General features: G+C 58.8%; 27 protein-coding genes and 1 pseudogene. 18 read left to right on the top strand and 10 right to left on the bottom strand.

The window, feature by feature from the left end; translation table 11 throughout:
- The first annotated feature begins 27 nt into the window (after window positions 1-27).
- Complete coding sequence (locus tag ABVK50_RS29270) at window positions 28-528, top strand: Lrp/AsnC family transcriptional regulator (RefSeq protein ID WP_353646215.1); 501 nt, start codon at window positions 28-30, stop codon at window positions 526-528.
- Window positions 529-532: 4 nt separating this feature from the next.
- Here ABVK50_RS29270 and ABVK50_RS29265 read toward each other — a convergent pair whose 3' ends face one another.
- Together ABVK50_RS29265 and ABVK50_RS29260 are read right to left on the bottom strand one after the other, a co-directional pair.
- A complete protein-coding gene (locus tag ABVK50_RS29265) occupies window positions 533-925 on the bottom strand; it encodes a VOC family protein (RefSeq protein ID WP_353646214.1) in 393 nt (130 codons plus the stop codon).
- A gap of 323 nt (window positions 926-1,248) precedes the next feature.
- Complete coding sequence (locus ABVK50_RS29260; protein ID WP_353646213.1) at window positions 1,249-2,286, bottom strand: ornithine cyclodeaminase family protein; 1,038 nt, start codon at window positions 2,284-2,286, stop codon at window positions 1,249-1,251.
- Between the two features lie 94 nt (window positions 2,287-2,380).
- On the opposite strand from ABVK50_RS29260, the gene ABVK50_RS29255 reads away from it, so the two are divergent.
- Window positions 2,381-2,842: an Lrp/AsnC ligand binding domain-containing protein gene (locus ABVK50_RS29255; protein ID WP_353646212.1), complete on the top strand. Its 462-nt coding sequence runs from the start codon at window positions 2,381-2,383 to the stop codon at window positions 2,840-2,842.
- A gap of 162 nt (window positions 2,843-3,004) precedes the next feature.
- Here ABVK50_RS29255 and ABVK50_RS29250 read toward each other — a convergent pair whose 3' ends face one another.
- From ABVK50_RS29250 to ABVK50_RS29235, 4 genes are all read right to left on the bottom strand, one after another.
- Window positions 3,005-3,601, bottom strand: a complete 597-nt coding sequence (locus ABVK50_RS29250) for a recombinase family protein (RefSeq protein ID WP_353646211.1) — start codon at window positions 3,599-3,601, stop codon at window positions 3,005-3,007.
- Between the two features lie 51 nt (window positions 3,602-3,652).
- Complete coding sequence (locus tag ABVK50_RS29245) at window positions 3,653-4,705, bottom strand: hypothetical protein (protein ID WP_353646210.1); 1,053 nt, start codon at window positions 4,703-4,705, stop codon at window positions 3,653-3,655.
- A gap of 210 nt (window positions 4,706-4,915) precedes the next feature.
- A complete protein-coding gene (locus ABVK50_RS29240) occupies window positions 4,916-5,698 on the bottom strand; it encodes a hypothetical protein (protein ID WP_353646209.1) in 783 nt (260 codons plus the stop codon).
- 238 nt (window positions 5,699-5,936) lie between these two features.
- Window positions 5,937-6,824, bottom strand: coding sequence for a zincin-like metallopeptidase domain-containing protein (locus ABVK50_RS29235; protein ID WP_353646208.1), 888 nt, complete (start codon window positions 6,822-6,824; stop codon window positions 5,937-5,939).
- A gap of 386 nt (window positions 6,825-7,210) precedes the next feature.
- Here ABVK50_RS29235 and ABVK50_RS29230 point away from each other — a divergent pair, with 386 nt between their 5' ends.
- Window positions 7,211-7,378: a hypothetical protein gene (locus tag ABVK50_RS29230; protein WP_353646207.1), complete on the top strand. Its 168-nt coding sequence runs from the start codon at window positions 7,211-7,213 to the stop codon at window positions 7,376-7,378.
- A gap of 260 nt (window positions 7,379-7,638) precedes the next feature.
- Window positions 7,639-7,962 carry a hypothetical protein gene (locus ABVK50_RS29225; protein WP_353646206.1) on the top strand — a complete coding sequence of 108 codons (324 nt, stop codon included), beginning with the start codon at window positions 7,639-7,641 and terminating at the stop codon, window positions 7,960-7,962.
- 332 nt (window positions 7,963-8,294) lie between these two features.
- Here ABVK50_RS29225 and ABVK50_RS29220 read toward each other — a convergent pair whose 3' ends face one another.
- From ABVK50_RS29220 to ABVK50_RS29210, 3 genes are read right to left on the bottom strand one after another with little or no spacing between them, the layout of a single operon-like run.
- On the bottom strand, window positions 8,295-8,507 hold the full coding sequence (locus ABVK50_RS29220) for a hypothetical protein (protein ID WP_353646205.1): 213 nt from the start codon (window positions 8,505-8,507) through the stop codon (window positions 8,295-8,297).
- Window positions 8,504-9,064: a thermonuclease family protein gene (locus ABVK50_RS29215; RefSeq protein ID WP_353646204.1), complete on the bottom strand. Its 561-nt coding sequence runs from the start codon at window positions 9,062-9,064 to the stop codon at window positions 8,504-8,506. Before ABVK50_RS29215 ends, ABVK50_RS29220 begins: the two co-directional genes overlap by 4 nt.
- On the bottom strand, window positions 9,045-9,662 hold the full coding sequence (locus ABVK50_RS29210; RefSeq protein WP_353646203.1) for a hypothetical protein: 618 nt from the start codon (window positions 9,660-9,662) through the stop codon (window positions 9,045-9,047). Before ABVK50_RS29210 ends, ABVK50_RS29215 begins: the two co-directional genes overlap by 20 nt.
- A 243-nt stretch (window positions 9,663-9,905) precedes the next feature.
- Here ABVK50_RS29210 and ABVK50_RS29205 point away from each other — a divergent pair, with 243 nt between their 5' ends.
- From ABVK50_RS29205 to ABVK50_RS29140, 14 genes and pseudogenes are all read left to right on the top strand, one after another.
- Window positions 9,906-10,619: a lytic transglycosylase domain-containing protein gene (locus ABVK50_RS29205; RefSeq protein ID WP_353646202.1), complete on the top strand. Its 714-nt coding sequence runs from the start codon at window positions 9,906-9,908 to the stop codon at window positions 10,617-10,619.
- A complete protein-coding gene (locus tag ABVK50_RS29200; RefSeq protein ID WP_353646201.1) occupies window positions 10,600-10,908 on the top strand; it encodes a TrbC/VirB2 family protein in 309 nt (102 codons plus the stop codon). Before ABVK50_RS29205 ends, ABVK50_RS29200 begins: the two co-directional genes overlap by 20 nt.
- A 3-nt stretch (window positions 10,909-10,911) precedes the next feature.
- The gene (locus ABVK50_RS29195; RefSeq protein WP_123150346.1) at window positions 10,912-11,214 is read left to right on the top strand and encodes a VirB3 family type IV secretion system protein; all 303 of its coding nucleotides are present in this window, start codon (window positions 10,912-10,914) and stop codon (window positions 11,212-11,214) included.
- Between the two features lie 134 nt (window positions 11,215-11,348).
- Window positions 11,349-12,310, top strand: a pseudogene (locus ABVK50_RS29190) (type VI secretion protein); the annotation flags it as partial.
- 6 nt (window positions 12,311-12,316) lie between these two features.
- Complete coding sequence (locus ABVK50_RS29185; RefSeq protein WP_353647065.1) at window positions 12,317-13,621, top strand: hypothetical protein; 1,305 nt, start codon at window positions 12,317-12,319, stop codon at window positions 13,619-13,621.
- Window positions 13,605-14,780, top strand: a complete 1,176-nt coding sequence (locus ABVK50_RS29180; RefSeq protein WP_353646200.1) for a transglycosylase SLT domain-containing protein — start codon at window positions 13,605-13,607, stop codon at window positions 14,778-14,780. Before ABVK50_RS29185 ends, ABVK50_RS29180 begins: the two co-directional genes overlap by 17 nt.
- A gap of 19 nt (window positions 14,781-14,799) precedes the next feature.
- Window positions 14,800-15,537 carry a type IV secretion system protein gene (locus ABVK50_RS29175; protein ID WP_353646199.1) on the top strand — a complete coding sequence of 246 codons (738 nt, stop codon included), beginning with the start codon at window positions 14,800-14,802 and terminating at the stop codon, window positions 15,535-15,537.
- 84 nt (window positions 15,538-15,621) lie between these two features.
- On the top strand, window positions 15,622-15,795 hold the full coding sequence (locus tag ABVK50_RS29170; RefSeq protein WP_353646198.1) for a hypothetical protein: 174 nt from the start codon (window positions 15,622-15,624) through the stop codon (window positions 15,793-15,795).
- Between the two features lies 1 nt (window position 15,796).
- Window positions 15,797-16,834 (top strand): type IV secretion system protein, encoded by a 1,038-nt coding sequence (locus ABVK50_RS29165; protein WP_353646197.1) that lies wholly within the window; start codon window positions 15,797-15,799, stop codon window positions 16,832-16,834.
- A gap of 98 nt (window positions 16,835-16,932) precedes the next feature.
- The gene (locus ABVK50_RS29160; protein ID WP_353646196.1) at window positions 16,933-17,649 is read left to right on the top strand and encodes a VirB8/TrbF family protein; all 717 of its coding nucleotides are present in this window, start codon (window positions 16,933-16,935) and stop codon (window positions 17,647-17,649) included.
- Window positions 17,646-18,455, top strand: a complete 810-nt coding sequence (locus ABVK50_RS29155; RefSeq protein ID WP_353646195.1) for a TrbG/VirB9 family P-type conjugative transfer protein — start codon at window positions 17,646-17,648, stop codon at window positions 18,453-18,455. The genes ABVK50_RS29160 and ABVK50_RS29155 overlap by 4 nt, the downstream gene beginning before the upstream one ends.
- Window positions 18,455-19,900 carry a type IV secretion system protein VirB10 gene (gene virB10 / locus ABVK50_RS29150; protein WP_353646194.1) on the top strand — a complete coding sequence of 482 codons (1,446 nt, stop codon included), beginning with the start codon at window positions 18,455-18,457 and terminating at the stop codon, window positions 19,898-19,900. The genes ABVK50_RS29155 and virB10 overlap by 1 nt, the downstream gene beginning before the upstream one ends.
- Window positions 19,897-20,949: a P-type DNA transfer ATPase VirB11 gene (virB11, locus tag ABVK50_RS29145; protein WP_353646193.1), complete on the top strand. Its 1,053-nt coding sequence runs from the start codon at window positions 19,897-19,899 to the stop codon at window positions 20,947-20,949. Before virB10 ends, virB11 begins: the two co-directional genes overlap by 4 nt.
- A 27-nt stretch (window positions 20,950-20,976) precedes the next feature.
- Window positions 20,977-23,148 (top strand): type IV secretory system conjugative DNA transfer family protein, encoded by a 2,172-nt coding sequence (locus ABVK50_RS29140; RefSeq protein WP_353646192.1) that lies wholly within the window; start codon window positions 20,977-20,979, stop codon window positions 23,146-23,148.
- 289 nt (window positions 23,149-23,437) lie between these two features.
- Here the strand turns inward: ABVK50_RS29140 and ABVK50_RS29135 are convergent, their stop codons facing one another.
- Window positions 23,438-24,136: a hypothetical protein gene (locus ABVK50_RS29135; RefSeq protein WP_353646191.1), complete on the bottom strand. Its 699-nt coding sequence runs from the start codon at window positions 24,134-24,136 to the stop codon at window positions 23,438-23,440.
- Between the last annotated feature and the right edge of the window lie 29 nt (window positions 24,137-24,165).

Raw genomic sequence — 24,165 nt, 5'->3', positions numbered from 1 at the left:
ATGCTGATCTGAAGGAGAAAAAGGATAATGACAAGGAATTTGAAAGCGAAGCCGCCCAACGACAATCAATCTCTGCAGCTCCTGTCCGATGCACGCAACGTGGACCTTCTCCGGCTCCTGCTGGATGACCCGCGCGCGAGTGTTTCGGAACTGGCCCGGCACATCGGCATGTCGGCTCCGGCGGTGAGGGAGCGTCTGACGCGCCTTGAAGAGGCCGGCGTAATCCGGGGCTATCGTCTCGATCTTGATTCGAAGGCGCTCGGTTGGCCCATCACGGCGTTCGTCCGAATCCGCCCCATGCCCGGACAGTTGCCGAAGATCATAGAACTCGCGCGGGCGCTGCCCCAGGTTGCCGAATGTCATCGCATAACGGGCGAGGACTGTTTTATCCTCAGAATCCACCTGGACGCACTGGAAAGTCTCGATCAGGTGCTCGACCGCTTCCTGGCCCACGGACAGACCACGACCTCCATCGTGCAGTCCTCCCCGGTGCCGCTGCGGGGACCGCCTTTGCCGAACGAAGTATGACGGCTCATGGAGGCGGCGCACCGACAAAGCAGACGGCTTCGATCCTGTTACCGTCGGGATCGCGCACAAAAGCAGAGTAAAAGGTCTGATCTGCCGCATCGTGCTCCCGTGGGGCTGGAGGGCCATCATCGGCCCCTCCATTGGCCAAAGCGGCGCGGTGGAAGGCTTCAACCTGTTCGGGTGATCCCGCCCGCAAACAGAGATGCGCGCCGCTATCGGTTTCGACGGACTTCATCTGAGGCCGCGAGTTGATCCAGACTTCGGCATAGCGTTTGCCGAAGCCAACCGTCCGGGGTCGGACAACAAGCTTTGTATAGCCCAAGGACCCGAGCACCAGTTCATAGAAACTGGTGCTGATGTCGAGGCGGCGCACGCCAAGAGAAACATGATCGATCATTCGGAAGGATACATCCCATACAAACTTCGGCATTAGCCTGATACGAAATCCCGATTAAAACGACAGTTCTGCACCTGATTTCTGCGACAGATATGATCCATGACGACGGCCATCTGCAAGGTCATCTTGCAAAGCCGTCGCCTCCTGCGATGAACGGCCGACTTGGGTCGGAAACAGCCAACGGGTTCGGGAAGCAACTGGGCGCCGATCCAAATCGACTTCGAATTCTGCAAAAATGCGAGGGTTCCCGAGCGTTTTTTTCTTACCCTGTCGGAGGGCTCCAATGGAGGAGGGTCGTTTGCGGGAGGGGGCGGAATCCTACGCTAGAGCGAGATAGCTCGGCCCGCACCCAGGCGTTTGGCCTCGCGGTAAGCGAGGTCGGCTGCCACCAAATCTTCCATGGCGACGCCCATGGCCTTGTAGATTGTGATCTGCTCATCTGACGTCCGGCCTGGTCGCTGTCCCAGCAACATAGCACCAAGATCTGTGCCAGCCTCGGGATCGATAGTTGCAAGCTCGCAGCAGCCCACCGGGGTTGGCGAGAAGGACTCCCGCGCTTCAACGAAGAGGTTGCCGCGAGCGATCAAATCGATCGGCAGTTCCCCGCCGGGTGGCGCGACACCAACCGAGGACACGTGCGTCCCTGGTTGAACCCATTCTGCGGATATCACCGGAGTATAAGAGTGGGTCGCGAGGCACACGACATCTGAAGAGCGTACACTCACCTCGAGGTCCTCGACGGCGGTGACACCTGGATGACGTGAAGCCAGCGCCTGCGCATCGGCAAAATCCTTCGAAAAAACTCGGATTTCTTCGAAGTCGCGAACGAGTGACAGCAGGTGAAGGTGCTGGCTGGCTTGAACGCCAGCGCCCACGACGGTTGCGACCTTGGCATTGCGCCTGGCGAGCTCTCGCACTGAGAGAACGGCCGAGCCAGACGTGCGCACGGCCGTGATATAGGTGCCATCCATGATGCAAACAGGCATTCCTGTTTCTGGATCGAAGAGATGTATTGTCGCGAGGTGACTTGGGATGCCTCGGGCGATATTGCCTTCGAACACGTTGACCAGTTTTACGGTCAAATGCATGCCCTTCATCCAGGCCGGCATCGCCAATGAGTAGCCCGCACTCGGAATGTCGAGTTGTGGTCGTTCTGGATTGACGACACGACCGTCGGAAAGCGCTTTGAACCCGTCCGCTAGCGCGTCGAGCAGCTTACGCAGGTCGATACATTTTTTGATCTCAGCTTCGCTCAGCGAGAGAATCTTGATCTCACCCTTTGCGTGATTGCTCGATGCAGGTTGTGTGCTGTCCATGATGTTGCTGGCCTTCGTTTCGGTTGGGCGTTCGATGCCTTCCAACCGTATTGCGACAAACCGGCGCGATGAAATATAGTGATTTCGATTTTTTGGCGTGACTATCGCGCATTTAGGCCCAAGAAAGTGTGAATCCGAAATGAACGATCTGGACCGTGTCGACCGGATGCTGCTTGGGCTATTGCAAGAAGATGGTCGCCGGACCGTACTTGACCTCGCCCAACGCGTTGGACTGTCACCGACCGGCGCATCGCAACGCATCAAGCGCCTTTTCAGTGAAGGCTTTATCCGCGCCGTGCGGGCAGTGCTGGAGCCCTCAAAGATCGGACGCGGCACGCTCGTCTTTGTCGAGGTAAGGCTCGATCACACCGCGCCGCACGTCTTCGACCGCTTTGCGGAGGCTGTTGCGAAGGCACCCGAAATCATCGAATGCCATATGGTGATTGGTGGTTTCGACTACCTGGTCAAAGCACGAATAGCTGACATGGCGACGTTTCAGGAGTTCCTGCAGCGGGTCATTCTGCCGCTTCCTGGTGTCAGGGAAACGCACACTTACGCATCGATTGGTGATGTGAAGCCTGACGCATTGTTGCCGCTCTGACACCCCCGACTTTCTGGACCGGTTGAGGCTGGAAAAATCCAGTCTGGCAGCACGGGCTGCCGCATAGCTCAATTCGGCGGCAAGAATCTTGCATTGTGGTGTCCGCTTTCGGGAATTCAGAACAGCCTCATCTATGGCGCACTTGGGGTCGTTTCCGGAAGCTTACGCCGCCTCCACGCCGACTCCGGCTACCTGCCGGCCGAGGGTCCGATAAACGGTCGGCCGTGATATTGAGAATAGTTCGGCAAGGTCGCTGATCGAATATTCGCCGGTGTCGTACATGCGACGCAATTCCTTCTGCTGGCGATCGGACAGCTTTGGCTTCTTTCCACGCAACTTTCCCTTGGCCCGGGCCACCGCCATCCCCTCGCGGGTTCGAAGCTTGATGAGGTCCGCCTCGAACTCGGCAAAGGTGGCGAGAATGTTGAAAAACAGCTTGCCCATCGGGTCCGTGGGATCGTGAACGCTCGCCCCGATTTGTAGCTTCACGCCACGCTCGGCCAGGCTGTCTCCGATTGCGCGCGCGTCGGGAACAGAACGCGCAAGCCGATCGAGCTTCGGCACCACCAGCGTATCGCCGCCCCGCACCGCTGCCAGCGCCTGATCGAGTCCCGGCCGTGCCCGGTTTGTGCCGGTGAAACCGTGATCGGTATAGATCCGATCCGGTGCCACGCCGAGTTTCAGCAAGGCCTCCTTTTGCGCGGCGAGGTCCTGTTTGTCGGTCGAACAGCGGGCGTAGCCAATCAACGTGTGCGTCATATGCGAACTGTAACGTAAAGGGCCCCCTCACAGCAAGAAATATAGTACCACCTAAATGAGACGCCCAATGCCTTGCGTTTCCGGACCCCGGTGAGCGGATTGTCGAGCGTCCCCGTCGCAGTGGGGCGCGTAGGTGGAAATGTGCTTTACATCAAAGTAGAAGCCCGAGAGCCGCGCAATGCTCTTCTCAGGATTCATGTACGAGCCGCCCTTCACCATGGCTTTCAGGGTGGCATACATCCGGGCCTGAATATCGTGGTAGGGCGTGCTGCGGAAGTGGTCCGAGGAGAGAAACGCTAGGATGCTCGTCATCCGCTCGGGCGGCGGCACTTCCCGTGCGAAGTGGTGCATCAGCGTCTGAATGACTTGGGACATAATGGGCGAATCCATTAGGGCCATGTAGTCGCCCTCGGCAATGCGCTTCACGTAAGTCACATAGGCGTCCACATAGCCTTTCGCTGCAGCATTGTGCTCCAAGGCGACGTCTTGCTCGAAAGTATTGGCACTTTCGCGCCAGCCGGGGAATAGCGAAACGAGGCCGTCAATGGCCTGTTCCTTTAGGTTGCGGATGAGGTCAACGTCGCCGTGATAGCCTCCCACGTCGATACGGAAGTACCCGCCCCACACGTCGACCTTGTCGTGAAGGGCATCCTCGCGCTTGGGAACATAGGCCGCGGCCTGCCCCTTCAGGAATGCCTCAAACGCATTGTTGAGTTGGTTAAGCTCCACCCGGTAAGTCTGGGAAAACTCATGTCCACCAGACGTGGACTTGATGAATTCGAGGAGTTGTTCATGCCCTGCCCACTGGTGGGTCTCGTCCTCATGAACGTCGGAATACGGCACGGCCAGAAGCTGCAGGCCTACCAACTCACGGATAAGACTTGCGGCGGCGGTAAACTGGGGATCGTTACCCCGAATGGCATGGCTGAAGAAGTACTGATCTAGGTAGAGGATTTTCTTTGTAATGGGCGGCAGCGGGCGGCTTTCCTTGTAGGTGCATCTGCCGCAGCCTAGTGATACGCGTGTGGCGTATACGTCATTGCCGAAGGAGTTTTTGGCTCCACAACCAGGGCAATCACTAAGGACGTAGCTGACCAATGCCATTGCCAGTCTCAACTTCCTCACACGCGAGCTAGGGCGCTCATCGGCCCCGAAACACTAAAAGCCACCTTATGTGAGCTGGTGATTTTGTCATCTGAGATTCCGTGATGTCCTTGCAGATCATCATCCCAACGCATGGCAATGCCGTCGGGAGCGTGCATCCATGCCATCAAACGAAACGGCCCCTGGCAATCTCGGCGCGTTTCGCAATCTTCAGGGACGAGCCGCTTTCGCGGTGGCCATCTCAGCTTGCTCCTGAGCAAGGACCCGGTTGTGCTGCTCCCCAAGCCAACGCGCGACTTGCTGAGCGATTTCCCTTACCTCAACATGCTCATCGACTATATCTGGGTCTGCATTGGCAACAACGGGTAAATATGCGAACCCAATGAACGCACCAAACCAATGCCAAAGTTCAAGGGTCTTCAACGCGTAGTCTGCCAGAAGGGTCAGGCTCGGCCGACCGATTGATCCGAGAACAAACTCATTACCGATTCCCAAGAACCGATGGGCGACCATATCGCGGTTAGGATGTGAAACTTGACTGAAGAACCCATATAGCTCCTTCATTCTATCCTCGGGCTCTCCTGCCGGATGCTTTCCAAGGACACGGCGGATCTCCGCGTTGCCGAGCTTCTTGCCTGCCACCCATCGGTGGGCGGTTTTTTTGTCCAGGAAACAGGCCACCATCAGCGACAAAGACTCGTAGGCCCTTCGTGCTAGCGGGTATGCCACTTCCGGCTTGCCCTTTATGATTAGGAAGCGTGCCTCATACAGAAAGTCGAAGACGTCCGCCATTAGGTCGCGGATAGCGGTATCTGTCTTCGACCTGGAAGGCGTTCTTCCTAGGATAAGCGTGATCCGGCAGACAAGGATGCCATAGCGGTCCGTCACCTGAACATACGGCTGAAGCATCTGGCCAAGCTCATTTGACCTCGTTGCGGAGAACTCGCCAAGATCATCGTAGAATTTCTTCGCTTGTTCGGCGAAACTCGCCATGTTGCCTCGTCCCTCTGCTGCCGACAACTCTTGGACTTGGCCCGGGATAGACTCAAATCAGGGAATCACCAACTGCTTCTTGGCCGTCCGGGGAATCTGAGGTTCGTCGCCGCCCGAGCGAAAGGCCAACTATTGGCGCTCTTTGCTCGTTCCAATAGACCCACGCGAATCGCAGTTCTCCACCCTTCTGCGCCGTTGAGATCCCGTGATTGCTAGACCGAGCGAAAGAAGGAGGCCGCTAAGCGGCCTCGCATGTCTCCGATGCTTGGAGCCCGTGGAGGTAGTCGGCGGCAGATTGCGCCTTGGCGGCGGCCGTGACGATTGCACGCTTGTCGCTCTTTAAAACGGTCAACCAGTTCGCCAGGTACGCGGCGGTGTTGTCCCGCGGATCATGGTCGACACCAAGATCGGCGCATAAAAAAGCCGCTGTACATTCAGCAATGCACTCTTCCATCGCATATGCTTCATTGCCGAATCTGCCGGTCAGATCGCGGTCGAGGCGGTGCTTGGCGCCTGAAAAATGGCTGAGCTCGTGAAGCAGGGTCGAGTAAAGGTGAACCTCGCTGTCGAAACGGTCACGGTCGGGCATCAGAATGTCGTCGATGCTCGGTCGATAGCAGGCTTTCGTGCCGCCGTAGCTGACCTTCGCGCCGGTGTTTTTGACGAAGGTCTCGACGGTCTCGATGTGCGGAACCGGCGCTGACGGCAGTTCCTCGGCCGCGCTGAAGAACCGGTCCGGCAGGTCCTCGATCTGCTCAACGTTGAAGACGGTGTAGCCTTTCAGGTAGGGTATCACGCGATCCTCGTCGTGCTCCTGATCCTTTGGCGTGAAGGTGCCGTACTTGACGACGAGCGAGCCTTTTTCGCCCTTGCGGACCTGGCCGCCGAGATCCTGAGCCTGTCGGTACGTCATCCAGGTGTTTTCCTCGTAGCCGAACATCTGGCCGGCAACCCAGAGCATGATGACGTTGATACCGCGATAGGCTTCGCCGGTCGCACGGCGAGGGATGATCGAGCTTCTGCGGGCGTTACCGCGCCATGGACGGACCCACGGCTTGGTGCCGGATTCAAGCTGCTCGATAATCGTATCAGTGATGCGCTGGTAGGTGTCCTTGATGCTCTGCATGGCCGTCTCCTTCCGTCGGTTGACGGCAAAAAACGGAGATGGCTGAAACGAGCCCATGCACCCCGTAGGGCCCCAACGGAGAGGAGGACCGCGACAGCGGTTGCATGGGGGAGGGGCCATCGTAGCTTGCCCGTCAATCACTTGGCGGATGGAGACGGCCGGGAGGTATCGAGTCGGCCATCGAGCAATTGCGCGAGTCGAGCGGCAGCCGGAAATCACACGATGCAAAGCGCCCGGCGTCCAGGTCGCAACCCCTGTCAATACTCATTTCTTGCGATCGACGGCTCAGCCGTAGTCGAGTTCATGAAGTCTCTGCTGTTGCCGAGCTAGAGAGGCCGAGGACGATGATCTGTTTGCTTGCCGAAGAACCGCGAGGATGCTGGCGCGTGGTCTTTGAGCCGGAGAATATGCACCTCTATGTCGAGTTCGCGCCATCGGGCAAGGCCAACTGGATGTCGATAGACGATTTCCTGGCGCGCGTTCCTCACGACGAGCTTCACAAACAGGCGCTGGAAAGACTTCTGGAGCGGATCGCCCGAGCTTTCTTAAGTTAGCTGAGGGGAACGATGGTTCCAGCCATCTTTCCCCAACAAGGCAAAAATCGGTCTTCCCCATGCTTCCGGCGTGCGGCCGTTGCAACACTATCCCTCCGGGCTGCTCGCAGCCCTCCAGGATGTCCCTGCGGGTGGGTGATCCCCCTTCCGATTTTGGCCTTTCCCCCTTTCTGCCGGGTCTGGCTTGCGACGCCGCGAGGGCAGGGCGGACGGCCCTGCCTTGCGGCAGACCAAGACCGCTACGCGGGAAAGGGAAGATCATGGATATCAATCTGGTTGTTCTGGACGGCGAGCGCATTGAGCGTGTCGGCCGGATACTGTTGGTGCTGATTGCGAAGCATCGCAGAGCCCGCCGGTCATTGGAGGCAGCGGTGAATGAGAACGGTGGTGGACGTTCGCTTCCTGCCGATTCAGCGATTGCAGCGGAGAGGGAAGCGCGACACGCTTTGTTGGCTTTCAGCGCTACGACAATGGTCGATGTTGCGGCCAAAGCGGCCTATGTACGGACATTGCTTGTCGACGGTGCCAGCGGTCTGGACGAGAATGACTGGGAGATGCTGTTGCAGTCGTTTTCTTGGGAGTGACGGCTATTGGTAGAGAGAGGCCATCCAGCCGCTTGGGGTTTTAGAAAAGCCGACGATGGATTGTCTCTTTCTTTGGCCGCCGAGACCATCATAGGTTACGTCAACGGCGCATCGCACACCAGGTCCCAAGGTGTCCTTGTCGCACTGCCCCAAGGATAATTGGAGATTCGGCCAATCATTGGGCTTGGCGGCTTGAAGCGACGCGCGAGCTTCCTCCTCAGTGGGAATTTCCAATTGGGAGTTCCCAGGCGCCAACGATGTTAGTGCGTAGGTCCCGCCAACTCCCATGGCTATACCGATCACGAGAGCGATGGCAGAGGATGTGATGCTGTTCATGAATACCAAAGACTAAGGAGCAAATCGCCTAGAGCGGGAAATCGGTTGCAAAGCCACGTGAGCGCCAGCAGGAAAATGATGGCGGCTACGGCCCAACCGTGACCGCTGTGGAGATCGGCGAGATCGCGTTCAGCTTGCTTCTGCGCTTCTAGCCCTTCCGCCTGCACGATTGTCATAGGGCGATTGTAGTGAGAATCCGGCATGGTCACTGGCCAGCTCCTTTCGTGGCCGCGGGCTGCGAGGTCTGCAGAAGCGCCTGGACGGGATGTTGAAAGTTGTAAGCCCACAAGCCCTCGCCGGCGCCTTTTGCCGTGAGTTCCGCAACAACATAGCTCATATTGACGGCGTTACCATCCGGATAGGTTGCCGCAAAGGCAAAGCCCGAAGAAATCATTGCTGTGCCAACGTCGATCGTCGAGCCGTCGATCTCAGCGGCGCAAACTGCGAAAATCGCGTTGTCCCGCGCTCTCCCAATCGGTTGGCAAGTCACGGTCGCCGTCTGAAACAAGCCTCCGAGCTGGGCCAGCGAAAGGCTTCCGCAGTCGTGTTTATCACCGGCGGCGTCGGTAGCGATGCTGCCGCGTATACAGGACTGGACGCCATACAGGCGGTAGACCTGGCCATTGAACTCCCAGGTGTCGCCGGTCCGCAACGTGATGTTCTTGGGGACGGCGAAGCTCGGCGCCACCTCCTGCCCGTGGGCCGGAAGAAAGGTCGCGGCGATTGCAGTCGCCGTCAAAAGAATATCACTGGCTCGAATCGCCAAGTCCCATTTCCTTTCCCATGACCGCCGACTCGAGGAGATCGGGGCGAAGCGGCTTGCCGTCCGTGCCTACGCCGATCTGAGCAAAACCTTGGAAGACCATGGAGTCGTCGTCGTTGGCGACGAGGAACGGATCGCTGTTCGATCCTTCACCGACGCGAGCGAAACAGGACACAGGGTCGGGCGTTCCAGGCGTCGATTGCAGGACCAGCGTCTTGCACAGGATCACGCTGGCGCGCTCGTTATAGATCGTACCGGCGTCGTCTTTCGCGGCGTCCTTGCAATCCCACGTCTGCACTCGATTGTAGATGACCTTCTTGGACGGGCACGACGTGAGGCCGCGCAAGACATATTCGACGCCGTTGATCTTGCGATGGGTCGCGTCAATGATTTCGACGGGAGACGAGATCTCGTCGACGTCGCGAACGAAGAGCTTGCCGGTTGCATCATAGCGCTCGAGAACGAAGACCTTCTTGTGAGGTTCGGCGAACTGGCTGAGATATTGAACGCTCGGTTCGGCGAATGGTGACGGCTCGTCCTGGGCGGATGCCGCGCTCATCGATGCGGCGGCTGCAACCAAAACGGAAACGATCAATTTCATGACGGCATTCTCCGTTCTATGGCTGCATTTGTGCGCGGGTGACCGAAAGCGTCAAGCGGCTGGCGCGGGCAGCGCCGAAGGCGCAACTCGGGCCTCTTGGACGCGCTGAGATCGCCCGCGCTACGGTCGGCAGCAAAAGGGGCGAATAACCGACGAGAAAGAAAGCCATGGTTGTAGTCGCTTGTTGACGAGCGGGATTGCCGCGGTTATGACGTAAGTTAAAGTAATAACCGAGGCGACGCAATGGCCAGAGTTTCATTCGTCGGAATTCTTGCGGCAGGGGTTGCGCTGGCAACACAAAGCCAAGCACAGGATGCAGTCTCTCGGCAGGCTCCGCAACCGCCAAATATTGCAGCGCGTGTAGCCGCAGCGTTTCGGGCCGAAAAATCTGCCGCTTATAAGGTAACGTTGAATCAGGCGGTCCCAACGGCACGGTCGTCGGCTGCTCTACCGCCAACTAAGTGTCCGGCAGTCGATAGCAAGGCCGTCAGCGACCTCGTCCGCGCGGTGGCGGCGCAAGAGGGTGTTGATGCGGACCTGGCCGACGCTGTGGCTTGGGTCGAAAGCCGGCATGGCGCGGCGCGCAAGCAATCGTCGGCGGGCGCTGTGGGGATCATGCAGCTGATGCCGGAAACCGCGGGCGATCTTGGCGTTCGTGACAGGTGTGATGTCGATGCGAATGTTCGCGGCGGCATCAAATACCTGAAGCATCTCCACGACGAGTTCGGCGATCCATTGTTGATGCTCGCCGCATACAACGCCGGGCCCGCAAACGTTCGTCAGAGCCGGGGCATTCCGGAGTTTCCGGAGACGGCCGGCTACATCATCAAGGTTCTCAACCGCTGGAAGCTGTCGGCCATGGTCGGCTCGTCGCAGCCGGCGAAAGTGTCTGAGATCAATGGAGAAGGGAAGTTCGAAAATGCGTGGAAGGACGGACATGTCATTGAAGTGGAGTAAATTCACACTGCAGCTCGCCGCTGCCGTTGCGATCGGCTCGCTTTTGCAGCCAGTCGCGGCCTTCGCCCAGGACGCTGCACCCATCGAAGGCGTCTTTGATTGGCTGGTCGGCGTCCTGCAGGGCAACATCGCGCGCTCTATCGCGATTATTGCAGTCTGTTTCCTCGGGTTTATGGCGATGACCGGCCGTTTGGCCTGGCCATTGGCATTCTCGATCGTCGTCGGCATCGCTTTCGTGTTTGGCGCCTCGACACTGGTCGACGCAATCCGCGAGACCGCTTCGAGCTAGGGCATGAACGACAACGAAGACGACCTGCCGACGGCAGAGCCTGTGAGCCTCGCGCTAACGCGCCCCCTAATGGTGTTGGGCGTGCGTTACGAGGTTTTTTGGCTGAACGGCTTGATCGGTGTCGTGTTTTTCATCGCCACCAGCAACATTCTGCTTCCGCCCCTCGTGGCCGTGATCGGCCACGGGGTGTCAGCCTATCTGTGTCAACGCGACATTCACATGTTCCACATCTTCGAGCGCCTTTTTCTGACCAAGCGGGCGATGGGAAACACCTCGTTTTGGGGAGCCAGGAGCTATTCTCCGTGAGCATCAACGCTGATCTGAAATACGGCAAGCAACGCAAAAAGGAGCAGGGCGTGAGTGAACACGTCCCCTTTTTGCGTCATGTGGATGATAACGTGTTGGTGACCAAGGCGGGCTTTCTGGCCTGCGTCATCCGCATGGGCGGTCTGCCGTTTCAGACGATGGACCAATCAGAGCTCAATGCCCGGGTCCTGAACCGCAACACGACATTTCGCAATCTCTCGTCGTCGCGCTTTTCCGTCTATGCGACGATCATCCGTCGTCACATCAGGCCGGACATCGAGGGAAGCTTCGACAATCCGTTCGTCGCGGAGCTGGACGCGCGCTACATGGAGGCGCTGTCCTCCAAGAACCTGTTCGTCAACGAAGTTTACATGACGGTTATACGCCGGCCGATGGCCGGCAAGATCGGCTGGGTGGACAAGATTTTTGATCAGTTTCGGTTGCAGTCGGCCGGCGAGGAAACCCGCGCCGAAGCACTCAAGGAACTGCACGACGTGACCGACAGTCTCGTGCAGGATTTCAGTGCCTATGGGGCACGGAAGCTGGAGGTGGTCGAGCGCAACGGCAGCGCATTTTCGGAGCCTGCTGAATTTCTAGCCAAGATCCTCGCCGGCGCCGATGAGGTGGAAGTCCCGCTTCCCCGAATGAGTTTGGCTGAGGCAATTCCGACGCGGCAACTGCTGTTCGGGCGCGAGGCGATCGAAATCAAAGGGGCGGAACCTTCTACATCGAAATTGGCCGCGATGATCTCGATGAAGGAATATCCCCCTACACGACCCCGGGTGGCCTCGACGGGCTTCTGCGGTTGCCTCATGAGATCATCATTACGCAATCCTTTGCCCTGGAGGACCGCGTTGCCGCAATGGGGCAAATCCGCAAGATCAGTCGACAAGTTGTTGGCTCTGACGAAGGGGGCACCTCAGTCGAGCAGTCGGTTCACGATGGCATGGACAAGCTCGCGCAAGGCGAAGTCGTGTTCGGCAGCCATCATTTGACGGTTTGCGTGGTCGCGCGGTCTGTTCCGGAGCTCAACAAGGCAATTTCTGACGTGCAGTCGGAAATGTCGCGTCTGGCAATTATCCCGGTACGTGAGCGCCTGAACATGGAGCCGGCGTTTTGGGCGCAACTGCCGGGAAATTTCAGCTACGTCGCGCGCAAGGCGTTGATCTCGTCGATGAATTTCGCGGGCCTGTTTTCGGGGCATAATTTCCCGTCCGGCCAGAAAGACCGGCTGCATTGGAAGCGTCCGATCGCCCTGCTCGAGACGACAAGCCAAACTGCCTACTATTTCAATTTCCATGTGGACGACGTGGGAAATTTCACGGTCTTTGGCCCGACCGGCTGGGGCAAGACCGTGGCAATGTCCTTCCTGCTGGCTCAAAGCATGAGGGTCGAGCCTCGGCCGCGCTGCGTCTATTTTGACAAGGATCGCGGCGCGGAGATCTTCGTGCGAGCGCTCGGCGGCCGCTATGAAGTGCTGGAACCCGGTGTTCAAACCGGTTTCGCGCCCCTGCAGTTGGACGACACGCCGGAAAATCGGTCATTCGTCGATACGTTGCTGCAGTACCTGCTGAAGCCTGACAACGGCACGTTGGAACCCGCCGAGATCCGGGTCATCGGCGATGCGGTCGATCAGATTTTCAGGATCCCGAAAGAGCGACGCGTCTTTTCGATGTTGCCGGAGGTCCTGCGCGGTCGATTGCAACCGGGGATGAACGACCTGACTCAACGGCTCGAGCCGTGGCTCGACATGAAGAGCAGAGGGTGGCTCTTCAACAATGCAACCGACCAACTCGACTTCTCGTCGGCGGTGATCGGCTTCGACATGACCAAAATCCTGAACGAGCCGAAAATCCGCACGGCGGCGCTGCTCTATATGTTCTTCCGCATCGATCAGGAGATAAACGGCGATCCCTTCCTGGTATTCCTCGATGAAGGCTGGAAGCTCCTGGATGACGACGTTTTCGTCGAGTTCATAAAGGACCTGTTGAAGACGATCCGTAAGCGCAACGGCGTGGTCGGCTTCGGCACCCAATCCGCGGACGACGTTGCAAAGTCGGCGATCTCGAACACGCTGATTGAGCAGACCTCCACCAACATTTTCTTCCCGAACCCGAAGGCCGATCAGGAATCCTACCGCAGACGGTTCACCTTGACGGCCAAGGAGTTCCGGTTTGTCAGGGAGACGGCGAAGGAAAGCCGCGCATTTCTTGTGAAACATGCGTCGGATTCGATCGTCGCCAAACTCGACCTTTCGACGATGCCGGACCTGGTCAAGGTCCTGTCGGGCAACGAAAAAACCGTTCGTGAGTGTGAGGAACTGCGCAGGCGCCACGGCGACGAGCCGACGGCATGGCTCCCCTATTTTTGTGGATGGGAGAGGGAAGCGGATGAGCAAGCAGCTTAAGGCCGGCCCGATGGCCGCATTGTTCGCAACGGTCGTGACAGCGCCGATGCTCATCTCCCCGAGCATTGGTCTGGCACAAATCGCTGTTGAAGACGATCCCAACCTCGTCGAGCGAAAAAAAGATGAATTTCAGAACGACAGTTCCCATGAGGACAAGACGTCTGAAACCGGACAGCGCAAGGCCGTCGCCTGCACCTACTCGAACAAATACCGGAACGAAATGTTTCGGCGCTCGCCACAACAGGCGCTCGCCCGCGATGCGGGCAATGTGTCGCTCATTCGATACTACGCAAAGAAGTATGGCGTTTCGGAAGGAGTGGCACTGTCCGTGTCCTACCAGGAAGCGCGCTTCGACACCTGCGCCGGCAGCCATACCGGCGTGAAAGGGGCGATGCAGCTCACCAAGGGCACGGGACGCGGCCTCGGCTTCGATCGCGACATCAACGAACAGAATATTGAGGGCGGGGTGAAGCTGCTGAGCCAGGCGGTCAAGAAATGCGGCGGCACGAACTACGCATGCCTCGCATCCTACTATAACGGTTCGACGGCGGCCGAACAGGCCAATTGGGCGGCCGGCGTCGGGCGCTGGCATGGATATTTCAATGAGTATGTGGGGTCGGGAAAGGCCCCGGCTGCTGCCCCACCGCCCTTCAGTATCCAGGCTAGCGGCACCGGCGCTGCCGGTGCTGCACAGACGGGCGGCGTCACTGCCGTCAACAAGACGGCTACTGGGCTCGAAACAGGCAGCGCGCAGCGATCGCAGTATTCCAGTCTCATCGACACGTTGGCGGCGGGTGTCGGGACCAAGGAAGAATACATGGACGCCTGGGACGAAAACTCCACGGCGCGCGGTTTGAATGCCGACCTGCTCAACCAGCTAATCCAGGGTTCTGCAGCGGTGAACGAACTGTTGAACGCCCGTCTTCTCCAGCGCAACACCAAGCTTTCTCAGGTGTCCAGATTTGGCACCAGTGAGGGCACGGAAAACCCCTTCTCGTGCGATCCCGTCATCCTCGGCAGGCTAGAAGTGCCGGAGCCTTTGTGGCCCGGCTGCGCCAAGCGCGTCACAGGATCGGGCGGCGCTGAAGAAATCACGCACGTTCCCAACGCCGACGCGGCGGCGGGTGCTTTGGAACATATGCAACGCAACGCGCAATAGAGTGAAAGGAGCACCCGTAATGAAACGGACTGTTGCAGCATCGCTATTCCTGGTCGCCTCGACTGCGCTCGGGAATGCCCAAATCGCAGTGATCGACGGCGCGAATCTGGATGTCGCGCGAGAAAACGCCGAAAACACCAATTCGATCATGAGGAGCAATGACGACATCCTTGAGAAGTCGAAGGAGATCCTGCAGGCGCTTTCCGGGACGCGAAACGGCTCGCTCGGTATCAGTCAACAGGGTCTTGGCGGGGGGATGTCGATCGCCGCTGCGCCATCGTTCGGATCGGTTCTCAACGGCGGGACGCTTTCGTTCGGCGGGCTCGGTGGTCAGGCACAACAGATCGCCGGCGCGGTGATCAACGGCCTGCAGTTGGTCAAGCAGCTGAAGGCCGTCATCCAGGGTGAAGACCCAGGCGCCGTGAACAGCCTTTACAGCGGCAGCGTCAACACCTCTGCGCTGCTGGCTGCACTGACCCAGCAAGCTTCGCAGGGCGTGACAACCCGGGAACAGTCGCTGCAATCGGCGACCGGCCAGATCGGTCAGGCGGAGAACGTCAAGGGTTCGGTCGACGAGAATACGCGGATGCAGCTGGAAACAGCGCGCTCGATCAATGAGCTTATCGGCGTCCAGAACGGCGCGGTGTCGGCCCTCAACGAAGACCTGAAGTTCCGGCTGACGCAGCAATCTCAGGTTCAAAAGATGCTGCAATTCAAAGACGTGAACCCATTCAAGAATGCCGGCGGTTCGCAGTAGGCGAATTCTTGCGGGGGTGAGGTCGCCGGCATCGGTCCGGGGGAACGGTGCCGGCGATCGTGACTCTAACGGCGGAGATAGTGCATGAATTCTCGGGTGTTCTTGGCGTTGATGATGGCCGCCCTGGCAACTGCTTGCGCAAGGCCCGGCCGCGAGCTCAAGGCGCCCTGCGGCCCGATTTCCTCGTATGCGGCCAACGATGAGTGCGGCGAGCTGAAGCCGGTTAACTCGGCATTCGACAACGTGTTGTCGGAATAAAATGAACCCTGTTTCGACCATCATCAGCGACCTTCTGAACGGCGTGGATCAGGCCGGGGCTCGCTTTGTAGAGGTCCTTTACAAGCGCGTCGGCCTTTATAGCGAAAACCTGTTTTTCGCGATGCTGGTCCTCTACGTGGTCGTTTGGGGTTACATGCAGATATTCGGCCGCTCGACGGCCTCGCCACTGGAGGCTGCGTGGCGGCTCGGCCGGGCGATCGCCATCTATTGGTTTGTCACCAACTGGGCCCCGTTCTCCGAGACAATCTATACGCTGGTGCAGTCGATCCCGGAAATTCTGGCCAATCGGATCGTCCAGACGATTTCGTCGACCACCGGCACTCAGGTTTCTTCGGTCGATGCGGTGCCGGCGATGTTCGACGGTCTTTACGAAGCGACGCTAAGGGTCGTGCCGTTGATCTACACCGGCTCCTTAACCGACTTTTTTGGTGCGCTTCTGGCCATCATCATCATTATTTTCACGCTGCTTTTCATCGGCGTCGCCGTCGCCGCGATCATTGCCGCCAAGGTGCTGCTGTTCATCATCCTGGCTCTTGGGCCGGTGTGGATCATCATGGCCCTCTTCAATTATTCATTCAAATTTACCGAGGGCTTTTTCACCGTCACCGCGAACTTGGTGGTGCAGCAATTGCTGATCTACGGGTTTCTCGGCTTCTACTACTACATGGTGCAGCTCTCGGTTACTGCCATGGACGGTGGTGGCGGCACCGATATTACCGGCAAGCTCGCGCACGTCATGCCGCTTTTGCTGGTCACTTTGGTCGGCTTCTACGTCCTGCTACAGGTGCCGATCATCGCCGGCATCCTGACGGGGAGCGGACCGATAGGAACTGCCGGAGCGATCGGCTCCATGTGGCGGTCTGCAAGGGGCGCGGCAGACAACGTCGTGACCCGCACAACGACGCGCGCCGGTGGATCATTCCTGCGGGGATCGGCGGAAGGTCGACAGAGATTCGCGTCTGATATGAGGGCGATCAATATTCAACGCGAGACAGCTAGGAACGCGTCCTCGCTATAGGGTCTACGGGTAGACTGCAGAAAGCGCCGAATTCGTCATCAAGTCCAATGGGATCTGATGGCGTCGAGAAGAAAGCTTGAAAACAAGGCTAAATTAAAGTGTCAAATGAACCGACCGAAACAGGCGTAGTCGACCAGCGGTACTTCCAACAGGGCAAGTCGTGGGAAGACGATACCCATCGCAGTTTACGGCGATCACGAACGTTCGCGTGGCTGCTGACCGGAGTTTTCGGCGCCATCGCGCTTCTCTCTCTGGTGGCGCTCGTCCTGCTTTTTCCGCTCAAGCAATACGAACCCTACATGGTCGCTGTCGACAAGACGACCGGCTACCTGGAAATTGCACGAGCCCTGAAACCGGGTGATCTGTCCCAGGATGAAGCGGTCACGGCGGCGAATATCGTGCGCTATATCCGGGCGCGCGAGACCTACGACCCGCGCATGATCAAATCGAATTTCGATCTGGCGCAGCTTTATTCGACCGGATCTGCCGCCGACGATCTCGTGCGGGAATTTACGCCCTCGAATCCGAGTTCCAAAGACAAGCGCTACGGGACCGACACGACCATCAGCGTAACGGTGAAGTCGGTGTCGTTCCTCAATCGCACGACGGCAACGGTCCGCCTTTCGACAGAAGAGAAGCGGCAGAACACGACGCGGCGTGAGCACTGGGTGGCGGTCGTCAAATTCCGCTACACTAGCACCCCACTCAAGAACGAGTATCGGTTCGACAATCCATTGGGCTTTCAGGTCGCGGAATATCGGCGTGACCAGGAATCGCTTCCCGACGCCACGCCGGCCGACAGGACGGTACAATGAGGCGGCGGCTGAGAAAGGTCGCGCTGTCGGCCGCGCTTTGCCTGGCGTTGTCGTGCCCGGCGCTGTCGCGCGACGGCCGGATTCGCTACGTCACCTTCAACAACGACAATGTCGTGACGATCCAGGCTGCGATCGGCGTCTCGACGATGGTCCAGCTCAGCCCGACGGAAGTTATCGAGACGATTTCGGCCGGCGACACGATCGGTTGGTCGATCGTGCCGAAGAAGGGCTCGGGCATCCTGTTCGTCAAGCCGCTGGTCGAAAACGCCGAGACCAACGTCAACATCGTCACCAACAAGCGGGTCTATTCCCTGCTCCTCGTCGGCTCGCGCGAACCGTCGCTCAGGGCATCGTTTCATGTTCGGTTCAAATACCCTGACGAGGACGTGAACGCGCGGCTCCTCGCCCAAGCCGAAGAAAGCGCCCTCAATCCGTCGCTGAAAAACATCGACCCGTCGATGCTGAACTACGACTACGCCTATCGCGGTGATGACTCGCTCAAGCCGCGGGTCGTGTTCGATGACGGGAGGAAAATGTTCCTGCAATTCACGGGCGACGTGCCGGCGATCTTCGTTGTCGAAGCCAAAGGCCGTGAATCTCTGGTGAACCTGCGCACTGAAGGCGAGTACATGATCGTCGACAAGGTTGCGCGGCAATTCACCCTGCGGGCCGGCGACAAAACGTTGTGCCTCTATAACCGTCAATCTCCATCGCAACGCATGCCGGATCCGATTGAAGACATTTATGGCCCGTCGAAGCTCAGCAAAAAGAGCAAGCGTGGACAGTTCGAACAGAGGAGCCGCTGATGTCGAACATAGACTATCATGAGCTCGACGGTGGTAGCCCGGTTGCCCGGCGAAATGCAGGTTTGGGTACGAAACTCGGCATAGCCGGGATCGGGCTGCTGCTGGCCGGCGGGCTGTTGTATATCAACTGGCCGAGCGGACCGTCCGACCGGAACACGACATCGAACGACGAAGAGGCTTTCGAGACCTCGACCTTTCAACCCCGCCAGCCGGCGACGCCGGCGACGGAATTGCCACCGCAAGACCAGATTGTCATCCCGCCTCCTCAGACACCGCCACCGCAACAATCGGCCGACGTCGACCAGACAGTCGCGCCGGGCGTCGATCTTGAGGAGCAGCGGCGCTTGCTCGAACAGCAAATGCGCGAAGCCGAAGCCCGCCGGCTTGCCGAGGAGGAGGCCCGCCGCCGAGAGGAAGAGGCTAGGCTGGCGGAGGAAGAGCGCAAGCGAAAGGAGCAGGAAGAAAAGGAGCTGTGGGAGCGGCTGCGCTCGAGTCAGATTGTCACTGACGGGGAACAGGACGCCCCGGCAGGCGAAGCGGCCGCGGCGATCGCCGGCGACGGCCAGCTCGTTCCTGTTCCTGGGGCAGACCTGGACCCCAACAAGGCGTTCCTCGCCCAGGCCGAAGTAAGTCGCAACGCCAAGGCGACGGCGACGAAGAATAACCGCACGGATGCCCTGATTGCAGAGGGCACCATGATCCGCGGTTTTCTTGAAACTGCCATCAACACCGACTTGCCTGGAATGGTGCGGGCGGTCGTGCGCGAGGATGTCTACTCGCTTGACGGTCGTCGTGTGCTGATCCCGAAAGGGTCGCGCCTTACCGGCGAATACAAGTCCGGCATTGCACGCGGCCAGACGCGGGTCTTTGTCGTCTGGAACCGGATGATCCGGTCCGACGGCGTGTCGGTCAACATCGGCTCGCCTGGTGCTGACAGCCTTGGCCGTGGCGGCATGGCCGGTCGTGTCGATCGCCACTGGCTGGAACGCTTCGGCTCGGCGATCGTGCTGTCGATCGTTGGCGGTGCGGCGGAATACCTTTCGGCGCTCGCCGACCCGAGCGGCGGCCGCCGCCAGGAGACGATTACCCGTGTCGATCCTATCACTGGCGAGGTGACGACGATCACGATCGATCCGGAGCGGACGGAAGAGGAAGCCCGTCAGATCGCGATCGAACGCTCCGCAAGCACGATGACCGAATTGGCCAAGGAGGCTTTCGAGGATTCGCGCAACATCCCGCCGACGATCTATGTCGACCAAGGTACGTCAGTGATCGTCTTTGTGCGGCGCGATCTCGATTTTTCGGAACTTTACGCCGATCCGGTCCAGGAAGAGCTGGCGAGACTCAAACGCGGCGGCAGACCGCGTGCCGCGATCGACCCTGTTCCCCTCTACATGACGCTGAAAGACAATTGGTTTCCGGCAGCACCCCCGGTGACCAAATGACCATGATCAAACACCCGGCCACTGCTTCGCCGGCTACCTCATCGAGCCCATATGCTAAGTTCCCGATTCTGGAAATGGAGCTGGAACCCCTTCACGAACTTCTACGGCAGGACAATGTTTCCGAGCTTTCCGTCAACAGGCCGGGCCAAATCTTTGTCGAGCGGCTTGGCGCCGAGGAAATGGAACGGATCTCTGACGTCAGGCTGACCGAGAAATGGATTCGCAACCTCGCAACACTTGTCGCCAGCTCAACCAATCAACAGGTGAATGAGCAAAAGCCCATCTTGTCGGCGGCACTCCCCAGCGGCGAGCGCATTCAATTCGTGCTGCCGCCGGCAGCACCGGACGGTGGCGCCATTTCGATCCGCAAGCAGGTCATCATGGACATGACCGTGGACGACTACGCCAAGCGCGGCGCGTTCGAAGAAACGCGTATGGGCAATGAGCTCGGCTTGTCGGAAGAAGAAACGGAACTAGTTGAGCTGATCGGCGGCTCCGATCCAATGAAATTTCTGGAGCATGCGGTCAAGAATCGCGTGTCGATCGTTGTTTCGGGCGGCACGTCGACCGGCAAGACGACCTTCCTGAACGCCTTGCTAAAGCTCATTCCTCCGAGCGAACGGATAATCACCATCGAGGACACGCGCGAGCTGAAGCCCGTCACGTGGAATACCGTGGCCCTACTCTCCTCCAAGGGCGACCAGGGCCTGGCGAAGGTCGACGCGCAAAGCCTTCTCGAGGCGTCGTTGCGTATGCGACCGGACCGATTGTTGCTCGGCGAGTTGCGCGGCGCGGAAGCTTTTTCTTTTCTGCAGGCGATCAACACGGGGCACCCCGGATCGTTGACCACAGTACACGCCAATTCGGCGCGCGCCGCCTATGAGCGCCTGGCGCTGATGGTCATGCAGGGCGGCGTGAAACTCTCGCGCGAGGAGATCATGGACTACCTGAAAGAGGTGATCCCGATCGTCGTCCAGCTCTCGCGTCGAGATGCCGGCCGGCGCGTGGTGAGCGAGATAACTTTCACAAAGGCCGAACGCCTCGGCTGATCTGAGAAGGCGACGTATGAGGGCGTGATGGTGCAGGTCATCAAGGGATTGGTCGTGACGCTCATGGTCATGGCCGTGGGCGTTGTTTTTTTCGCCATCGCCTATGCAGGCGTCGATTGGTACGAGACGGGCTCCTTCGCCCTGATTCAGGATCTCGACCGGGATCCTTTTGCCACACTGCGCCGCGCCCACGCCGATGTCGCCATTCTCGGCCACTATCAGCAGGCGCTCTATGCGGCCGGCCTGGCGCTCATTGGCGTGATGGTGCTGGCTGTCATGGCCGTGCTGATGACGCGCAAGGCATCGAACGATGCCAAATTTCTTAGTTTGGCGGAAGTCAACCGGGCCGGCCTGACGAAACGAGGCGGCGTCTTCATCGGCCGCGCGGGCGGCAATCTCGTGAGCGTCATCGGCGCGTTCACCCAGCGCGGTTCCAACAAGAGACGCTTCACCAAGCCGAAGCTCGCAGGCGGAAAAAAGCTATGGGTCGATGGCGACGACGTCGGCGGCTTCGTCGTCGGGCCGCCGCGATCGGGCAAGGGTGCCGCCCTGATCATCCCGAATGCGCTGCTCTGGCCGGATTCGCTTGTGGTGCTCGACATGCGGGGCGAGACCTATCAGGCGACAGCGGGTTATCGCTCAACCTTTTCCAAGGTCATTCGGTTCTCACCGGCCGACGAAAAAGGCGAGACGGAATGCTATAATCCGCTCGATTTTATTAGCCTCGACAGCGACCAGCGCGACATCGACATTCGCAACATCGCGGCTGCGCTGTTTCCACGCCCGACGACAGGCGAAACCTATTGGGTCGACGACGGTCGCATGCTCTTTGCCGGCGTGATCTCCTACGTCATGGAGACGCCCCGCCTCCAGGACAGCCAGCGAACGCTGCGTCAGGCGCTTCGTATCATGAATGGCGCCGACCGGCCGTTCCTGGAATGGATTCAGGCACTGCGCGAGGAGGAAGCGAAGGAGATTTCAGACTACACGCTGCAGATGCTCGCCAGCTACGCCGAAATGTCGGACAAGCAGTTTTCCGGCCTGTTCGGCAGCGTGAGAACGGGTCTCAATCCGTTCATGAACGAGCGGCTTTTGCGCGCGACCGACAAGAGCACCTTCGACATCCGCAATCTCAAGCGCGAAAAGGTCTCGCTCTATCTCGACTTTCGTATCGAGCAAATCCGCTCGATCGGGCCGTTGTTCAATGTCCTGATTACACAGCTGATGAACTATATGGCGAAAGAGATGCCCGAACAGGGTGAGCATCGTGTCCTCATCTTGCTCGACGAGTTCCAGAACCTCGGGAAACTCGAAAACGTCATGGAAGCGGCCACCATCCTCGGCGGCTATGGCGTGCCGACCTGGTTCTTTGTCCAGTCTCTCAAGTCGGTGGACACCATCTATCGCGAGGAAGGCCGCAAAACGCTGGTCAACTCCGCGCGTGTCCAGGTGTTTTTCGGCGCGCAAGACGCGGAGGACCTGAAATACATCTCCGACACCCTGGGCGAGCGCACCGAAGTCCAGAAGGATGTCAGCAAAACCCAAGCGACGATGTTCGACATGCATTACGCGCGCACCGTGCACGTGAAGGAGGTCCGTCGGCCCTTGATGCGCCCCGACGAGATCCGCACCATGAGCCGCAACAAATGCATCATCCTTCCTCGCGGTTCGCATGCAATTTTCGGCACGCGCAATTTCTATTTTGCCGACGCTGAGCTGTCGAAACGTGCATGGATGCCGCTTCCGGTCTTCAAAGCGGCGGCCGCCAAGGTCGACAAGGAACCGGATGCCGGCCGGAAAGCAGCACCAAAACCGAGTGCTGGTTTTAGCGACATGTTGGTTCCGCCACGATTTGCGCGCGCGAATGAGGCGGCGCCAGCATTAACGCGGCCGCGCGGTGCGGTTTTCGCGGCTAAGGCTGGCAGGCGCCCTCCCCCACCAACGCGTCCGGTCACCGTGACGACCTACATTGCAGCGAACCCTAAACCATCAGCCGGTCGGGTACCCATGCCTCGGAATACGCCTGACCTGGCTGCGATTACGCGCGCCGCCGGGCGCAACCATGCTGTATCGATAGCCCATGCGAAGATTGCGGAGGCGATTAGCCGGGTGGCGAGGGTCGCCGCGAAAGCGGCCAATAAATCGGAAGCAGACGCCGGCTTGAGCGATCTCGAGACAGCCGTGCAAGATATTGATTAGCTAGGTTAGTAATCGGACCCTGTGCAGTCATCCGGATCCCGTCGTGCTGTTGCGTTAGTTGACCAAAACGCGACCTTCCGAAGCGGAGGTCTCATTCTGAAACCCGACATTGGCCGGAACCACTCCTCGGTATGCGCAAGTTTCTTGGAAACGAAGAGCCTCCCGCTGCTCCTCAACATCGGTAGCGTTCGAAATTCTCCGCCGCGGTCGAGAACTGTTCCACAGTGACCGAGGCCCATAAAGTCAGTCTGCCGGAATACTCACAGAATACCTGACCATCGGCGGAAGATCAGGGGAGCTTTGCTGTCCGTTGAGCAGTGAATGCCTCAAATGCATCGAACAGGGGCCGGAACCGGTCCCCAAAGAATGCGGGGAACCGACCCGGACGTTCCATCCCAACGCGCGCGAGCGCCGTTGTCACAATTTCACCAGCGGGCGTTTCGGCCGGTAGCCGGATTATCGCATCTTCTCTCAAACCGGCTGACGCCAGCTCCTTTATTTTCTCGTCCAGGGCGTCGATCTTCGGTGCGTATTCATCGGCCATCAACCAGCAAAAATCAGGCTCGATATGATCGTCCCAAGCAACGAGAATCACAGGTTTCCTCAGAAACACGCATGCGAAAATTTCCGAAACGGTTCCCTTGCCACCCTTGAGCGCAATTGCAACATCGCAAAGGCAGGCCTCTAGGTAGTTTCGCCGGTGACCGAGACCAGGCTCCAGTATCAGCCCAGCCTTTTCTTCCTTCAAACTTGGGTCCCGCGAACCGTCATTGTAGGCATGCCTGTGAACTCCAATCCAACGCCCGCCCGCTGTTTTCGCACCCTTGATTGCTGCGTTTTTGACGCTCCCATCGTCCACTCCGTCTCCGCCAGTCAGGAGAATCGCATCGGCGTTAGAGACCTTTTCACCTATTGACCTCGCATGGGAAACAAACTTTTTACTGCCGAATACTGCTACAATCGGGGCACGCATGTTCGCATTGTTCATGGTCAATTGTTCCTTGATACGCTCAAGTC

The organism is Mesorhizobium sp. WSM2240 (assembly GCF_040438645.1).
Lineage (GTDB): Bacteria > Pseudomonadota > Alphaproteobacteria > Rhizobiales > Rhizobiaceae > Allomesorhizobium.
The sequence above is the reverse complement of the archived record's forward strand: the minus strand, read 5'-3'. Positions and strand labels throughout refer to the sequence as shown.

Coding starts and splice junctions, on each gene's coding strand:
- ABVK50_RS29270 (WP_353646215.1), top strand. CDS start 28: ATGACAAGGAATTTGAAAGCGAAGCCGCCCAACGACAATCAATCTCTG.
- ABVK50_RS29265 (WP_353646214.1), bottom strand. CDS start 925: ATGATCGATCATGTTTCTCTTGGCGTGCGCCGCCTCGACATCAGCACC.
- ABVK50_RS29255 (WP_353646212.1), top strand. CDS start 2,381: ATGAACGATCTGGACCGTGTCGACCGGATGCTGCTTGGGCTATTGCAA.
- ABVK50_RS29250 (WP_353646211.1), bottom strand. CDS start 3,601: ATGACGCACACGTTGATTGGCTACGCCCGCTGTTCGACCGACAAACAG.
- ABVK50_RS29245 (WP_353646210.1), bottom strand. CDS start 4,705: ATGGCATTGGTCAGCTACGTCCTTAGTGATTGCCCTGGTTGTGGAGCC.
- ABVK50_RS29240 (WP_353646209.1), bottom strand. CDS start 5,698: ATGGCGAGTTTCGCCGAACAAGCGAAGAAATTCTACGATGATCTTGGC.
- ABVK50_RS29235 (WP_353646208.1), bottom strand. CDS start 6,824: ATGCAGAGCATCAAGGACACCTACCAGCGCATCACTGATACGATTATC.
- ABVK50_RS29225 (WP_353646206.1), top strand. CDS start 7,639: ATGGATATCAATCTGGTTGTTCTGGACGGCGAGCGCATTGAGCGTGTC.
- ABVK50_RS29210 (WP_353646203.1), bottom strand. CDS start 9,662: ATGAAATTGATCGTTTCCGTTTTGGTTGCAGCCGCCGCATCGATGAGC.
- ABVK50_RS29205 (WP_353646202.1), top strand. CDS start 9,906: ATGGCCAGAGTTTCATTCGTCGGAATTCTTGCGGCAGGGGTTGCGCTG.
- ABVK50_RS29200 (WP_353646201.1), top strand. CDS start 10,600: ATGTCATTGAAGTGGAGTAAATTCACACTGCAGCTCGCCGCTGCCGTT.
- ABVK50_RS29195 (WP_123150346.1), top strand. CDS start 10,912: ATGAACGACAACGAAGACGACCTGCCGACGGCAGAGCCTGTGAGCCTC.
- ABVK50_RS29185 (WP_353647065.1), top strand. CDS start 12,317: ATGGAGCCGGCGTTTTGGGCGCAACTGCCGGGAAATTTCAGCTACGTC.
- ABVK50_RS29180 (WP_353646200.1), top strand. CDS start 13,605: ATGAGCAAGCAGCTTAAGGCCGGCCCGATGGCCGCATTGTTCGCAACG.
- ABVK50_RS29175 (WP_353646199.1), top strand. CDS start 14,800: ATGAAACGGACTGTTGCAGCATCGCTATTCCTGGTCGCCTCGACTGCG.
- ABVK50_RS29170 (WP_353646198.1), top strand. CDS start 15,622: ATGAATTCTCGGGTGTTCTTGGCGTTGATGATGGCCGCCCTGGCAACT.
- ABVK50_RS29165 (WP_353646197.1), top strand. CDS start 15,797: ATGAACCCTGTTTCGACCATCATCAGCGACCTTCTGAACGGCGTGGAT.
- ABVK50_RS29155 (WP_353646195.1), top strand. CDS start 17,646: ATGAGGCGGCGGCTGAGAAAGGTCGCGCTGTCGGCCGCGCTTTGCCTG.
- virB10 (WP_353646194.1), top strand. CDS start 18,455: ATGTCGAACATAGACTATCATGAGCTCGACGGTGGTAGCCCGGTTGCC.
- virB11 (WP_353646193.1), top strand. CDS start 19,897: ATGACCATGATCAAACACCCGGCCACTGCTTCGCCGGCTACCTCATCG.
- ABVK50_RS29140 (WP_353646192.1), top strand. CDS start 20,977: ATGGTGCAGGTCATCAAGGGATTGGTCGTGACGCTCATGGTCATGGCC.
- ABVK50_RS29135 (WP_353646191.1), bottom strand. CDS start 24,136: ATGAACAATGCGAACATGCGTGCCCCGATTGTAGCAGTATTCGGCAGT.